A 15421-nucleotide genomic window follows, 5' to 3' on the forward strand; every position below is an offset into this window, starting at 1 on the left:
AACACCTCAGATGTCCCAGACCAGATTGACCGAGAAGTTGCGGCCCGGCTGGGTCAGGCGGTCGAGGTTGGCCGGTTGGGTGACCGAGGCCTCGCCAACGCTGTCGTAGCCGCGCACGTCATCCCACAGCCAGTATTTCTTGTCGAGCACGTTGTACAGGCCGGCGCTGACGGTCACGTCCTTGGTCACTTTGTAGTAACCGGTCAGGTCCACCAGGCCAAAGCCTGGGGTCTTGAAGGCGGTGGTATCGCCGTTGGGGGTGTGGAAGGTGCTGCTGTCGACGCGGTCTTTCTTCTTAACCACGGTCCAGCTCACCAGGCCACCGTAGTTGTCCTGGTCGTAGCCCAGGCCGAACACGCCGGTCAGCGGGTTGACGCTGTTGAGCGGCTCGCCGGTGTCGTCGTTGCGACCGTAGGCGTAGGACACCGACCCCTGGGTGTACAGGCCTGATGGCAGGCCGAAGGCGTCCAGGTTCAGGCGGCCCTTGGCCTCGGCACCCTTGATGGTGGCCTTCTTGATGTTGACGCTCTGGAAGGTGGTTTCGGTGTAACCCGGGGTCAGCGAGTTCTCGTCGATGAAGTCGTGGTATTTGTTGTAGAACACCGCCAAATCGAAGGTGCCGTGCTCGAACTGGCCGCGCAGGCCGGTCTCGAAGCTTTTGCTGCTTTCAGGCTTCAGGTTGGGGTTGGGCGCCACGGTGTAGCCCTGGGAGGTGTTGGTGAAGCGGCCGTACAGCGCCTTGGCGGTCGGCGTGCGGAAGCCTTCGGCGTATTGGCCGTACCAGGTGTAGTTGTCGTTGAAGGCGTAGGTGACACCCAAGCGCGGGGTTGCCTTGTGCCAGGTTTTTTCCGCGGCACTGACATCGTCGCCGCTCTGCGACGCGGTGTTGAGGAATTCCTGGGTGATGTGCGGCTTCATCTGGGTGTAGTCATAGCGCAGGCCCGGCAGGAAGGTCCACTGGTCCCACTTGATTTCGTCCTGGGCGAACAGGCTGTAGGTGTTGACGGTTGGGTCCGGGAAGTCGCTGGCTGCGGCCGGGGTGTCGGTGGTGTTGGTGCTGACCGCGCCGATCGAGGTGCAGTAGGTGGCCACCGACATGCAGATGCCTTCACCGGTACGCAGGCCGGTGACCTTCTGCTGCTTGAGCGTGGTGCCGTAGGTCAGGTGATGGTCGGTGTCGGCGATGGCGAAGGACTTGTCCAACTGCGCATCGAAGATCCAGGTGCGTTCCTTGTACTGGGTGTCGCGCGTACGGTAGACCACCCGCGACGGCGCGTAGATCTCCTCGGTGGTTTCGTCGGTCTTGGCGATCTGGTAGTTGAGGCTCATCTTCACGTGGTCGGCCAGGTAGCTGTCCAGGCCGAAGCTGTTTTCGATGCCGAAACGTTCACGCGAGGTAGTGGTGTTGCCGCTGCGCGCCTTGTACATGCCAAAGCCTGAGCCGTTGACGAAGGGCCCGCCCACCGCGCTTTTCTGGTTGGTGTCGCGGTCGTCCTTGTACTTTTCGTAGGTCAGGCCCAGGCGTGCGTCGTCGCCGTAGTTCCAGCCCAGCTTGGCCAGCACGTTGGTGGTCTTGGCGTCTTCGGGGTTGGCGGCGGTGCGGTTCAGGCCGGTGCCGCCGTGGCTGCCGTAGGATTCGGTTTCGTGGCCGTCGCGCTGGCTCACGTGCAGCAAGGCATCGAAATCACCTTCGCGGCCGGCGATGGTGCCGGATTTCAGCCAGCTGCGGTCGGCCGAGCTGTAGCCGGTTTTCAGGCGGGCGCCGAAGTCCTGGCCGGGCTTGATGATGTCGTCCGGGTCCAGGGTGTAGTAGCTGACGGCGCCGCCGATGGCGCTGCTGCCGTACAGGGAGGAGGCCGGGCCGCGCAAAATTTCGACGCGCTTGACGATTTCCGGGTCCACGTAGTTGCGGTTGGTCTGCGCGTAGGGGCCGTTGAAGAAGCTGGCCGGTATTTCCACACCGTCGACCTGGGTCAGCACGCGGTCGCCGTCGATGCCGCGGATGTTGTAGCCGGTGATGCCCGAGCGTTGGCCAGCGCCGCCCACCGACACGCCTGGCTCGTACCGTACCAGGTCCTTGATGGTGTTGACGTTGTTGCGGTCCAGGGTTTCGCGGTCTTGCACGGTGACGGTGGCGGGGACGCTGTTGACGTCCTGGGCGTTACGGGTGGCGCTGACGGTCACCTGTTGCAGGGCGATGGCGCCGCTGTTGCGGCGTTCCAGCACCACGTTGTTGGGGCCGATCTTGTGCACACTCAGGTTGGTGCCCACCAGCAGGCGGTCCAGCGCTTGTTCAGGCTTGAGCGAACCACGCACGCCCGGCGATTGCACGTCCTGGGCCAGGTCCGCCGACAGCCCCACCTGCCAGCCCGTAACCTGCGAAAACGCGTTGATCGCCGACACCAGCGGCTGCTGGCCGATGGCGAAGCTGTAGTTGCCCATGGCCTGGCTGCTGCCGGCAGTCTCTGCGGCCATCGCCGGCGCTACCTGGGTGGCAGCCAGCAGGATGGCCATGGTCAGCACGGACAGCGTGCGCGGGCCGGGTTTGGTGGTGCTGAAGCGATTGAAACCTGAGGACATCGAAGGGCGCTCCCTGTGGCGCGGCGTTCTAGTGATGAACTGATTAAATAATGCGAATCAGTTGCATTGGCTATAACGAGACGAAGCAGGGGACGGGGTCGCGTAAAAATAATTGAAAAGTGTTTAATTCCAGGCGGCGCTTACTGCGTAGCCGCTGCCGTAGGCTGCGCTGGCCCCTGGCCTCGCTGGAAATCTTCAGGGTGTTCCAGGGCCAGCGCAGCCTGGCGGCAGCGGCTACAAAGGTGTCAGGTCAGTTGAGGATCACCAGCGCCGGGTATTCATGCAGCGACGCCGAGGTGATGTGCGCCAGCGAGCGCACCACGTCCAGCGGGTTCTCCAGGCGATAGTTGCCGGTCACCTCGACCTTGGCCAGTTGCTCATTGGTGTTGACGATCCACCCCGGGTAATAGCGGCGCAGTTCATCCAGCACCTGACTCAGCGGGCAGTTCTCGAACACCAGACGGCCCTGCACCCAGGCCAGGTCCTTCTGCGCATCCAGGTGCTGGCGCTGGCCAAAGCCCTGGGGGCCGACGCGGATGCTGTCGCCGGCACTGAGGCGCACGTGGCCGTTATCGTTGCTAGACAGGTCAATATTGCCCCGTTGCACCTGCACCTGCGCCACGCCATCGAGCAGGCGCACGGCAAAGTCGGTGTCGCGGATGCTGGCGCGCACCGGGCCGGCCTGCAACTCCAGCGGCTGCTGGCGGTTGCCGGCCACCTGGAAAAACGCTTCACCCTGGTACAGCCGCGCCTCGCGACGCACCGGGTCGATGTGCGAGGAAAACGCCGTGTTGGTGTTGAGCAGCACCTTGGAGCCATCATCCAGTTGCAGGCGCTGGCGTTCGCCCACCACGGTGAGGTGGTCCGCCTCCAGGCGCAACGGCACGTTGGTGAAGCTGAACACCCCCACCAGAATCACCGCGGCCGCCGCCATGGGCTTGAAGAATGGCCGCAAGCGCGCCCGCCACGAACGCACGGTCACCGTCTGCAACTGCTGAGCGGCCTGGTTGACCGCCGCGCCATTCCACACGGCGCTGGCCTGGGCGAAAGCCTGGGCGTTGGCAGGCGTGGCCGCCAGCCATTGCTCGAACGCCAGGCGCTCCTCGGCACTGGCGCAATCCAGGCGGATCAGCCAGTCCAGTGCCTGGTCCATGGCGCTGTCGTCGGCGGCGGGGTGTTCGGTCACGCGGGTTCCTCGGGTGGCGAGTTCATGGCGGTGGCAAGGGGGAAAGCTTACCAAAGACTGGGAGCATGTGCGGTGAAGGTCATGTCACTTCAGAGACGTCCTACAGCGTGTCTGTCAGACATCCATCCGCTGCGCCACGCCCACGCAAATGGCCATGATCAATTTCAATTCCTTTTGCACCGTGCTGGCGGATACGTCCAACTCGCCGGCGATTTCCAGGTAACTGCAGCCGTGCAGGCGGCTGAGGATGAAGATGCGTTGTTGGCGGGCCGTCAGCTGGCTGAGGCTGGTGTTGAGGCGCATCAGCAATTGCTCGGCATGGGCGGCTTCCTCCGGGGTGCTCTGGCTGGCCGCGACGTTGTGCACCACCTCGTTGGGCACGTCCTCGACCAAGGTGCGTTCTTGCACCCGACGCGCGCGCAGGTGGTCCAGCGCCAGGTTGCGGGCGGTCTGGAAGACGAAGGGTTCAAGGTGCTCGATGGCCCGCTCGCTCAAGGCGCGCGTCACCCGCAAGTAGGTTTCCTGAAGCAGGTCTTCGGCCGTGCTGGGGTTGTCGACCATGCGTTGCAGCGTGCGCAGCAGGCTGAGCCGCTGGGCAAGGAAGACGGAATTGAAGTGGGACTGACTCACAGCGGTACCGGGCCAAGAAGGTGTTAATGATAATGCTTATCATCTGCCATATTGGTCAAGTACTTGCGTGCAAAATTTCGGTGTCGAGGTTGTTACTGTAGCCGCTGCCGAAGGCTGCGCTGGCCGCTGTGAACCCTGGAGACACTCAGTGAGGTTCGGGGCCAGCGCAGCCTGGCGGCAGCGGCTACAGGGGAGAGGCGTCAGCTTTATTGTGCATTCCACAAGGCCAGGCAGTTATCCAGCATCCGATTGCTGAACCCCCACTCATTGTCATACCAAGCCATCACTTTCAGCATCTTCCCAGCCACCTTGGTGTGATTGGCATCGAAAATCGACGAAAGCGGATTATGGTTGAAGTCGCACGACACCAGCGGCAAGGTGTTGTAACCCAGAATCTTCGAATGCTGAGCCGCTTCTTTCATCAACGCATTGACCTCATCCACGCTAGCCTCGCGGGACAGGTTCAAGGTCAAATCCACCAGCGACACATTGATCACCGGCACACGCACCGCCATGCCGGTCAATTTGCCCGCCAGTTCCGGCAGCACCAGGCCCACCGCTTCGGCTGCGCCAGTCTTGCTGGGGATCATCGACTGGGTGGCCGAACGCGCCCGGTACGGGTCGCTGTGGTACATGTCGGTCAACACCTGGTCGTTGGTGTAGGCGTGGATGGTGGTCATCAGGCCTTGTTCGATGCCCAGTTCGCGGTGCAGCACCTGGGCCACTGGGGCCAGGCAGTTGGTGGTGCACGAGGCGTTGGAAATGATCTGGTGCGAGGCGCGCAGGATGTCGTGGTTCACGCCATACACCACAGTGGCGTCGGCGCCCTTGGCCGGGGCCGAGATGATCACCTTGCGGGCGCCGGCGCTGATGTGCGCGGCGGCCTTGGCGCGGTCGGTGAACAGGCCGGTGCATTCGAATACCACGTCAACGCGTTCGGCTTTCCACGGCAGGTCGGCGGGGTTGCGGATGGCGCTGACGGCAATACGGTCACCATTGACGGTGATGCTTTCCTGGTCGCACTCAACGGTGGCGTCGAAGGCGCCATGCACGCTGTCGAATTTCAGCAGGTGGGCATTCATCGCGCTGTCACCCAGGTCGTTGATCGCGACGACTTGCAGGTCCTGGCGGTAGCCTTGGGTATACAGTGCACGGAGGACGTTGCGGCCGATGCGGCCAAAACCGTTGATGGCAATTCGAAGAGTCATGTCGGTACCTGCGTTCAGATTGTGTGCGGTGCCCCTCTATGCATCAGGCGCCAGGCCAGGGGAATCGTTCACAGAATCTGTTTTGTTATTGGAATTACAAGATTATTCGCAAAAAAATAGAAAACAAGCCTTTTTGGTGGCAATATTTTGTTTTATCTACAACGAGTGACCGGCGCGGCTGTTCCTGTTGATCAAAAGCAAGCCTTTGCACTGAGCCTAGGCGGCAGATGGGATAATGGGAAGGAGTGCAGCGGTTGCCCCCATAGCCTGGAGTTCTTCACATGCATCCCCGTGTTCTAGAGGTTACCCAACGGCTGATTGATCGCAGCCGCGCAACGCGCGAGCGTTACCTGCAACTGATCCGCGGGGCTGCCAGTGATGGCCCGATGCGTGCCAAGCTGCAATGTGCCAACTTCGCCCACGGCGTGGCCGGGTGCGGCACCGAGGACAAGAACGCGCTGCGGATGATGAACTCCGCCAACGTCGCCATCGTGTCGTCTTATAACGACATGCTTTCGGCGCACCAGCCTTATGAAACCTACCCCGAGCAGCTCAAGCAGGCCCTGCGCGAGATCGGTTCGGTGGGCCAGTTTGCCGGTGGCGTGCCGGCCATGTGCGATGGCGTCACCCAGGGTGAGCCGGGGATGGAGTTGGGCATTGCCAGCCGCGAAGTGATCGCCATGTCCACCGCCGTGGCGCTGTCGCACAACATGTTCGACGCCGCGCTGATGCTGGGCATCTGCGACAAGATCGTGCCGGGCCTGATGATGGGCGCCCTGCGCTTCGGCCACCTGCCGATGATCTTCGTACCGGGCGGGCCGATGCCGTCGGGCATTTCCAACAAGGAAAAGGCCGACGTTCGCCAGCGCTACGCCGAGGGCAAGGCCAGCCGCGAAGAGCTGCTGGAGTCGGAGATGAAGTCCTACCACAGCCCCGGCACCTGCACCTTCTACGGCACCGCCAACACCAACCAGTTGCTGATGGAAGTGATGGGCCTGCACCTGCCGGGCGCCTCGTTCGTCAACCCCAACACCCCGCTGCGCGATGCCCTCACCGTAGAGGCAGCGCATCAGGTCACGCGCATGACCAAGGCCAGCGGCGAAAGCTTCATGCCGATTGGCGAGATCGTCGACGAGAAGTCGCTGGTCAACTCCATCGTCGCTTTGCACGCCACCGGCGGTTCCACCAACCACACGCTGCACATGCCGGCCATCGCCATGGCGGCGGGCATCATCCTCACCTGGCAGGACATGGCTGACCTGTCTGAAGTGGTGCCGACCCTGTCGCACGTGTATCCAAACGGCAAGGCGGACATCAACCACTTCCAGGCCGCTGGCGGCATGTCGTTCCTGGTGCGTGAACTGCTGGCCGCCGGCCTGCTGCACGAAGACGTCAACACCGTCGCCGGCCATGGCCTGAGCCGCTACACCCAGGAGCCGTTCCTGGACAACGGCAAGCTGGTATGGCGCGAAGGCCCGGTCAACAGCCTGGACGAGAACATCCTGCGCCCGGTGGCGCGTGCCTTCTCCCCGGAAGGCGGCCTGCGGGTGATGGAAGGCAACCTGGGTCGTGGCGTGATGAAGGTCTCGGCCGTGGCCCCCGAGCACCAGATCGTCGAAGCCCCGGCGCGGGTGTTCGAAGACCAGCAAGACCTGGCCGACGCCTTCAAGGCCGGCGAGTTGGAGCGTGATTTTGTCGCAGTGATGCGCTTCCAGGGCCCGCGTTCCAACGGCATGCCCGAACTGCACAAAATGACCCCGTTCCTCGGCGTTCTGCAGGATCGCGGCTTCAAAGTGGCGCTGGTGACCGACGGGCGCATGTCCGGCGCCTCGGGCAAGATCCCGGCCGCCATCCATGTTTGCCCGGAAGCCTTTGATGGCGGGGCGCTGGCCAAGGTGCGCGACGGTGATATCATCCGCGTCGATGGCGTCAAGGGCACCCTGCAGGTGCTGGTAGACGCTGCCGAATTTGCCGAACGCACGCCTGCCGTGGGTCAACTGGCCAACGCCGTGGGCTGTGGTCGTGAGTTGTTCGGTTTCATGCGGCTGGCCTTCAGCTCGGCGGAGCAGGGCGCCAGCGCCTTCACGTCCGGCCTGGAGAATCTCAAATGAAGCTCGCCCTTGTTGGCGATATTGGCGGTACCAACGCACGTTTTGCGTTGTGGGAAGACAACGCGCTGCACTCGGTGCGCGTGTTCCCGACCGCGGACTACACCAGCCCCGAGCAGGCCATTGGGGTCTACCTCAAGGACCTGGGCCATGAGCGCGGCGCCATTGGCGCGGTGTGCCTGGCCGTGGCCGGGCCGGTCAGCGGCGATGAGTTCCGCTTCACCAACAGCCACTGGCGCTTGAGCCGCAAGGCGTTCTGCGAGACGCTGCAGGTTGAACATCTGCTGCTGATCAACGACTTCACCGCCATGGCCCTGGGCATGACGCGCCTGGAAGACGGCGAATTCAAAACCGTCTGCCCCGGTGCTGCCGACCCTGCGCGTGCCGCTGTGGTTATCGGCCCGGGCACTGGCCTTGGCGTTGGCACCCTGCTGAACCTGGGCGAGGAGCGCTACATGGCCCTGCCGGGCGAAGGTGGCCATGTCGACCTGCCGGTGGGCAATGCCCGCGAGGCGCAGCTGCGCCAGCACATCCAGAACGAAATCGGCCATGTCAGCGCCGAAACCATCCTCAGCGGTGGCGGCCTGTTGCGTCTGTACCAGGCGGTCTGCGCGGTCGATGGTCACGAGGCCACCCTGGTGACGCCTGCGGCCATCACCTCGGCGGCGCTCGCCGGCGAGCCGGTGGCGATGGCGGTCATCGACCAGTTCTGCCGCTTCCTGGGCCGTGTGGCGGGCAACAACGTGCTCACCGTGGGCGGTCGTGGCGGGGTGTATATCGTCGGTGGCGTGATCCCGCGTTTCCTCGATCTGTTCCTCAGCAGCGGCTTCGCCGAGAGCTTTGCCGACAAGGGTTGCATGAGCGAATACTTCCAGGGCATTCCCGTCTGGGTTGTGACCGCCGAGTTCTCGGGGCTGATTGGGGCTGGTGTGGCCTTGCAGCAGGCACGGGGGTAGGCGTTTAATCTGCGTTTATTGATCGGGCGCCTCGACCCGACGCTGGACACAAGGACGCAGCACGTGACCACTGCCGGCAAAACGATCCTCCTGGTCGACGATGACCAGGAAATCCGCGAACTGTTGGACACCTACCTCACCCGCGCGGGCTTCACCGTCCGCACCACGGGTGACGGTCAGCAATTTCGCCAGGCCTTGAACGAGGCACCGGCGGACCTGGCCATTCTTGACGTCATGCTGCCCGATGAAGACGGCTTCAGCCTGTGCCGCTGGGTGCGCCAGCACCCGCGTCAGGCGCAGATGCCGATCATCATGCTCACTGCCAGCTCCGACGAAGCCGACCGGGTCATTGGCCTGGAACTGGGCGCCGACGATTACCTGGGCAAACCCTTCAGCCCCCGCGAGCTGCAAGCGCGCATCAAGGCCCTGTTGCGCCGCGCGCAATTCGGCCAGGAACGCGGCGGCGAGGTAGTGGCCTTCGACGACTGGCGCTTGGACATGATCAGCCACCGGCTGTTTCACATCGACGGCGAGGAAGTGTTCCTCTCCGGCGCCGATTTCGCCCTGCTCAAGCTGTTCCTCGACAACCCCCAGCAAATTCTCGACCGCGACACCATCGGTAACGCCACCCGTGGCCGTGACCTGATGCCCCTCGACCGCATCGTCGACATGGCCGTGAGCCGCCTGCGCCAGCGCCTGCGCGACACCGACAAACCGCCGCGGCTGATCCGTACCGTGCGCGGCAGTGGCTACCTGCTGGCGGCCAACGTTGTCACGGCTTAAGCGGCTGGTGCCGCGCTCGCTGCTGGGGCGCATGCTGCTGCTGACCCTGCTGGTGGTGTTGCTGGCGCAGGCGCTGTCGAGCCTGATCTGGGTCTCGCAACTGCGCGCTACCCAGCTTGAGGGGCTGGTCACCAGCGCGCGCAGCCTGGCCCATTCCATGACGGCCAGCGTCAGCTACTTCCGCTCGCTGCCGCTGGCCTATCGGCCCATGGTGCTGGACCAGTTGCGCAGCATGGGTGGCACGCGCTTCGTGGTGTCGCTCAACGACCGACCGCTGGACATGCGCGTGCTCGAATCCACACCGCGCAAGGCGGCGGTGATCCGCGCCGTGGACGAAGTACTGCGCGAGCGCCTGGGGTCGCAGATGGACATTTCGGTGCAGTTCGTCAGCCCCCAGGACCTGCGCATCTTCAACACCGGCCTGTCCCTGGATGAACTGCCGCGCTCCTGGGCGCACTATTCGCTGACCCTGGAACCGGTGAACCCGCCGGTGCTGGTCACCCAGATTCGCCTGGGCGAGGGCGAATGGCTGTACATCGCCTCGCTGCTGCCCGAGCCCTACACCAGCCTTGAGGAAGAAGGCCTGCCCACCCAGCAGTGGTGGTTCATCCTGCTCACCAGCTCGTTCCTGCTGCTGTTCATCGGCCTGCTGGTGCACTGGCAAAGCCGCCCGCTCAAGCGCCTGGCCCGCGCCGCCCGCGAACTGTCGCTGGGCGCCGAGCCCGAAGAACCGGAAGTGGAGGGCGGTGGCAGCGAAGTGATCGAAGTGAGCCGCGCCTTCACCGCCATGCGCGGGCGCATCAGCCGCTACCTGACCGAGCGCAGCCAGCTGTTCAGCGCCATCTCCCACGACCTGCGCACGCCCATCACCCGGCTGCGGCTGCGGGTGGAGTTGCTGGAAGACGACCCCTTGGCCGCTAAATTCACCCGCGATCTGGATGAGCTGGAGCTGCTGGTCAAGGGCGCGCTGCAGTGCGTGAAAGACACCGACATCCACGAAAACATCGAACCGGTGGACCTCAATCATGTGCTCGATTGCCTGATCGAGCCCTTCGTGGCGCCGGAGGGCAATGGCCGGGTGACCTTGCATGGCGGCGCGTGGAAGCCCTATCCGGGCAAGCCGCTGGCGTTGAAACGGTGCATGGGCAACCTGATCGACAATGCCTTGAAGTATGGCGAGCGGGCGCATTTGCATGTTGAGGACAATGCCCTGGCGTTCGTTCTGCACGTGGACGATGAAGGGCCGGGGGTGCCGGCGCCGCGGTTGGAGAAGGTGTTTGAGCCGCATTTTCGGTTGTCAGGGAACCAGCATGGGTATGGGTTGGGGTTGGGGATTGCGCGCAATATTGCGCACAGTCATGGGGGCGAAGTTAGCCTGCAGAACCTGCCCGAGCGTGGGTTGCGGGTAACCCTGTACCTGCCGCGCACGTAACCCGTAGCCGCTGCCGCCAGGCTGCGCTGGCCCTGCGCCTCGCTAGAGATCTTCAGGGTTCACGCGGGCCAGCGCAGCCTGGCGGCAGCGGCTACAGGTCTGGGTTGAGATTGCGTCAGGGCGCATAGGTGCATGGCGTTGTTGTTCTGGTGCCCTTGAGATCGCGCGCCGCGCGGGCGGCGCGCGATCTCAAGAACACCAAAAAACCCAAGACATGCACCTCTAAAACCCGCCGCCGATCAGTTGACCTATACCCCTCGATCCCTATCCTCCACCAAGAACCACCGCATGCCTCATTCGGAGGATGCGTCGATTATGTCCATCGACAACTGGCCTGTAGCCGCTGCCGAAGGCTGCGCTGGCCCTGCGCCTCGCTGGAGCTCTTCAGGGTTCACGCGGGCCAGCGCAGCCTGGCGGCAGCGGCTACAGGCCTGGGTTGAGATGCGTCAGGGCGTTAAGGTGCATGGCGTTGTTGTTCTGGTGCTCTTGAGATCGAGCGCCGTCCGCACGGCGCTTCCCGAGCTTCGCCGGATGGCCGGCCCCCCGCTCCCACATCTGTTTCGGGCCAATTATGTCTGGGCCATCACCTGGTCCGCCTTGTTTGTTCACTGCAGATTTGTGCTGGTGCACCAAGGCGGGCCAGGTGAACCCACAGGCAAAACTGGCCCGAAACAGATGTGGGACCGAGCGAAGCTCGGGAAGCGCCGCGCGGGCGGCGCTCGATCTCAAGAACACCAAAGAACCCAAGACATGCACCTCTAAAACCCACCCCCAATCGATTGACCTACACCCCCTCGATCCCTATCCTCCACCCCGTCACGGCACACCCGTGATGGGGTTTGACGGCTCCGATTCATCACTAAGAAACACCGCATGCCGCAAGGCAGACGATGGCGTACCTCTACGCCTGTCGTTTTCGCAATGGCGGCTGCGCGTGGGGCACGTTCGCGTGCGCCGGGTTTCTTAGTGACCGGTCCGTCAACCCGCGTGCAGCTGCCACCCATGCTCCGTTTGACGGCGGGCGGGGTGGTCTATCCGATATTCACTGAGATATGACTATGCAAAATGATTCCGTTCTTCTAACGCAGCATCTTCCTTTTTGCCCAAGCGCCAACGGTGTCCCGCTATTCAGCGTTCAGCCGGGCATCCCCGTGCATGAAGCCTTGGCCCAGGCCAGCGTGATTTTCGGTTGTGCCGAACTGCTGGCCGCTGAGAATTGTGATGCGGACCTGCAACTGAGTCGATCCCTCGGCGTTGTCACGGCGCAATTGGTCCAGATGGGTAAGGCGTTGGTGGATGCGTCGATCATGCCCGTAGAGGGCTGACATGTAGCCGCTGCCGAAGGCTGCGCTGGCCCTGCGCCTCGCTGGGGATATTCAGGGTTCACATCGGCCAGCGCAGCCTGGCGGCAGCGGCTACAGGCCTGGGTTGAGATTGCGTCAGGGCGCACAGGTGCATGGCGTTGTTGTTCTGGCGCTCTTGAGATCGAGCGCCGTCCGCACGGCGCTTCCCGAGCTTCGCTCGGTCCCACATCTGTTTCGGGCCAATTATGTCTGGGCCATCACCTGGTCCGCCTTGTTTGTTCACTGCAGATTTGTGCTGGTGCACCAAGGCGGGCCAGGTGAACCCACAGGCAAAACTGGCCCGAAACAGATGTGGGACCGAGCGAAGCTCGGGAAGCGCCGCGCGGGCGGCGCTCGATCTCAAGAACGCTAAAAAACTCAAGACATGCACCTCCAACCCCACCCCAACCCCCATCGTCACACCCCCGTGACATTTCATTCCCCACCCTCCACCCCCCCATTGTTTAAACTCCCCCCACCAACAATAAAAACCCCAAGGCCCCCCATGGACAGGCTCCCCCTCGACTTCAACAGCTGGCTCAACACCCCCGCCCACCACCACTGGCTCGCCGCCGAAGGCCTGCGCCTGCTGGATTTCGCCCGCGCTTCGCGGCTGCCCGAAGGCTTTGGCCACCTCGATGAACGCGGCTGGTTGCCCGACGCCCCGGCGCAAACCCTGATCACTGCGCGCATGACCCACAGCTTCGCCCTGGCCAACCTGCAAGGCCTGCCAGGCGCCGCGCCTTTGGTCGACCACGGTCTGGCCGCGCTCAACGGCTGTCTGCGCGACGCTGACCAGGGCGGCTGGTACGCCGTGGCCCACGCAGGCGACGGCGACCTGGGCAAGGCCGCCTACCTGCACGCCTTCGTCGCCCTGGCCGCCAGCAGCGCCGTGGTGGCCGGCAGGCCCGGTGCGCAGGCATTGCTGGACCAGGCCATCGAAGTGATCGAACAGCGCTTCTGGAACGAGGAGGAGGGCGCCATGCGTGAATCCTTCGACCGTATCTGGAGCCGCGAGGAAGCCTACCGTGGCGCCAACAGCAACATGCACAGCGTCGAGGCCTTCCTTGCCCTGGCTGACGTCACCCGTGACACCCGCTGGCTGGAGCGCGCCCTGCGCATCGCCGAGCGGGTGATCCATCAGCATGCGGCGCCCAACCAGTACCGGGTGATCGAGCATTTCCACCCCGGCTGGGAAGCCGATCTAGAATACAACCACGCCCGTCCCGACGACCCATTCCGGCCCTACGGCAGCACCCCCGGCCACGCTTTCGAATGGGCACGCTTGCTGCTGCACCTCGAAGCCGCGCTGCTGGACGCCGTGCGCCCAGCGCCCACCTGGCTGCTGGCCGACGCCCGTGGGCTGTTCGAGCAAGCCTGCCGCACCGCCTGGAATGTCGATGGTGCGCCGGGGCTGGTCTACACCCTGGACTGGCAGGACCAGCCCGTGGTGCGTCAACGCATGCACTGGGTCACCTGCGAGGCCATCGCCGCATCCGCCGCACTGCTGCGACGCACCGGCGAGGACGTTTACGAGCAGTGGTACCGCGAATTCTGGGAATTCGCCGCCCAGCATCTGCTGGACCGCGAACACGGCAGTTGGCACCACGAACTGGACGAGCACAACCGCCCCGGCGCCAAGGTGTGGGCCGGCAAGCCCGACCTCTATCACTCCCTCCAGGCGGTGCTGTTGCCGCGCCTGCCGCTGGCGCCCAGCCTGGCCAGTGGCTTGGCCAAACAGGGCGGCGAGCACATTGTCACCGGGTGGTGACAATTGTGCATCGCTTCGTTACCTGGCGTACTAACGACCCTGTTTACACTCCATCGCAGCGCAAGCATAAGACTTGCAATGCATAACAACAAAAAAGGGAATCCGATGAACGCGATCAATCGCCTCGCCGCTGTCATTTCGCTTGCCACCCTGTTTCCCCTCGCCGCGCACGCTGCCGATGCCAAAGGCAACGTCGAAGTGGTGCACTGGTGGACCTCGGGCGGTGAAGCCAAGGCTGTGGGTGTGCTCAAACAGCTCGTCGAGAAAGATGGCTACACCTGGCAGGACAGCGCTGTCGCCGGCGGCGGTGGTGCCGCTGCCATGACCGTGCTGAAAACCCGTGCCGTGTCGGGCAACCCGCCCTCTGCCGCGCAGATCAAGGGGCCGGACATTCAGGAATGGGCCTCCCTGGGCCTGCTGACCAATGTTGACGCCGTGGCCAAGGCCAACAACTGGGACAAGCTGCTGTCCAAGACCGTCTCCGACACCATGAAATTCGAAGGCCATTACGTGGCCGTGCCGGTGAACATTCACCGCGTCAACTGGCTGTGGGTCAACCCCGAGGCCTTCAAGAAGGCCGGCATCGCCAAGGCCCCCACTACCCTGGAAGAACTCTACGCCGCTGGCGACAAGCTGAAGGCCGCCGGCATCATCCCGATCGCCCACGGTGGCCAGCCATGGCAGGACAGCACCGTGTTCGAAGACATGGTACTGAGCGTCATGGGCGCCGACGGCTTCAAGAAAGCCTTCATCGACCAGGACGAGGCGACCCTCACCGGCGCTGAAATGACCAAGGTGTTCACCGAGCTCAAAAAGCTCAAGACCTACATGGACCCGGACGGCGCTGGCCAGGACTGGAACCTGGAAGCGGCCAAGGTCATCAGCGGCAAGGCCGGCATGCAGATCATGGGCGACTGGGCCAAGAGCGAGTGGAGCGCGGCAGGCAAGAAAGCCGGCAGCGACTACGAGTGCGTGCCATTCCCCGGCACCCAGGGCAGCTACACCTACAACATCGACTCCCTGGCCATGTTCAAGCTGGCCAAGAAGAACGACACCCCCGGCAACAACGCTGCGCGTGACGACCTGGCCAAGGTCGCCCTGGAGCCGGAATTCCAGTACGTGTTCAACCAGAACAAAGGCTCCATCCCGGTTCGCAACGACCTGGACATGACCAAGTTCGACAGCTGTGGCCAGGCCTCGGCCAAAGACTTCGCCGACGCTGACAAGGCCGGCAAGCTGGAACCGAGCATGGCGCACAACATGGCCACATCGCTGGCAGTGCAAGGCGCGATCTTCGACGTTGTCACCAACTTCATGAGTGACAAGAACGCCGACCCTGCCAAGGCTGCCAAGCAACTGTATGCCGGTATCTCTTCGGCCAAGTAACGCCGTATAGATAAAGCGTCCGATACCTGCGCCGGGGT

General features: G+C 63.6%; 11 protein-coding genes. 7 read left to right on the forward strand and 4 right to left on the reverse strand.

Annotation, left to right across the window (positions count from 1 at the left end):
• Positions 1-6 precede the first annotated feature (6 nt).
• The 4 genes from ACZ9GA_RS02050 to gap form a co-directional block, all read right to left on the reverse strand.
• The gene (locus ACZ9GA_RS02050; RefSeq protein WP_457357467.1) at positions 7-2580 is read right to left on the reverse strand and encodes a TonB-dependent receptor; all 2574 of its coding nucleotides are present in this window, start codon (positions 2578-2580) and stop codon (positions 7-9) included.
• A 250-nt stretch (positions 2581-2830) separates the two neighbouring features.
• Positions 2831-3733 carry a FecR family protein gene (locus ACZ9GA_RS02055; RefSeq protein WP_457363596.1) on the reverse strand — a complete coding sequence of 301 codons (903 nt, stop codon included), beginning with the start codon at positions 3731-3733 and terminating at the stop codon, positions 2831-2833.
• A 147-nt stretch (positions 3734-3880) separates the two neighbouring features.
• The gene (locus ACZ9GA_RS02060; RefSeq protein ID WP_457357465.1) at positions 3881-4396 is read right to left on the reverse strand and encodes an RNA polymerase sigma factor; all 516 of its coding nucleotides are present in this window, start codon (positions 4394-4396) and stop codon (positions 3881-3883) included.
• 206 nt (positions 4397-4602) lie between these two features.
• Positions 4603-5604, reverse strand: a complete 1002-nt coding sequence (gene gap / locus ACZ9GA_RS02065; protein WP_027979007.1) for a type I glyceraldehyde-3-phosphate dehydrogenase — start codon at positions 5602-5604, stop codon at positions 4603-4605.
• A gap of 281 nt (positions 5605-5885) precedes the next feature.
• On the opposite strand from gap, the gene edd reads away from it, so the two are divergent.
• The 7 genes from edd (at position 5886) to ACZ9GA_RS02100 (ending at position 15383) form a co-directional block, all read left to right on the forward strand.
• Entirely contained in the window at positions 5886-7715 is a 1830-nt protein-coding gene (edd, locus tag ACZ9GA_RS02070) for a phosphogluconate dehydratase (protein WP_455925651.1), read from the forward strand.
• Entirely contained in the window at positions 7712-8668 is a 957-nt protein-coding gene (locus tag ACZ9GA_RS02075) for a glucokinase (RefSeq protein WP_457357463.1), read from the forward strand. The genes edd and ACZ9GA_RS02075 overlap by 4 nt, the downstream gene beginning before the upstream one ends.
• A 63-nt stretch (positions 8669-8731) precedes the next feature.
• Positions 8732-9451: a response regulator gene (locus tag ACZ9GA_RS02080; protein ID WP_027979005.1), complete on the forward strand. Its 720-nt coding sequence runs from the start codon at positions 8732-8734 to the stop codon at positions 9449-9451.
• A 31-nt stretch (positions 9452-9482) separates the two neighbouring features.
• Complete coding sequence (locus tag ACZ9GA_RS02085; protein ID WP_457363595.1) at positions 9483-10883, forward strand: sensor histidine kinase; 1401 nt, start codon at positions 9483-9485, stop codon at positions 10881-10883.
• A 1058-nt stretch (positions 10884-11941) separates the two neighbouring features.
• Entirely contained in the window at positions 11942-12208 is a 267-nt protein-coding gene (locus ACZ9GA_RS02090; protein ID WP_457357461.1) for a DUF3077 domain-containing protein, read from the forward strand.
• Positions 12209-12731: 523 nt separating this feature from the next.
• A complete protein-coding gene (locus tag ACZ9GA_RS02095) occupies positions 12732-13997 on the forward strand; it encodes a D-mannose isomerase (RefSeq protein ID WP_457357459.1) in 1266 nt (421 codons plus the stop codon).
• A 105-nt stretch (positions 13998-14102) separates the two neighbouring features.
• Entirely contained in the window at positions 14103-15383 is a 1281-nt protein-coding gene (locus ACZ9GA_RS02100) for an ABC transporter substrate-binding protein (protein WP_457357457.1), read from the forward strand.
• Positions 15384-15421: the final 38 nt, after the last annotated feature.

The organism is Pseudomonas sp. TE3644 (assembly GCF_056278815.1).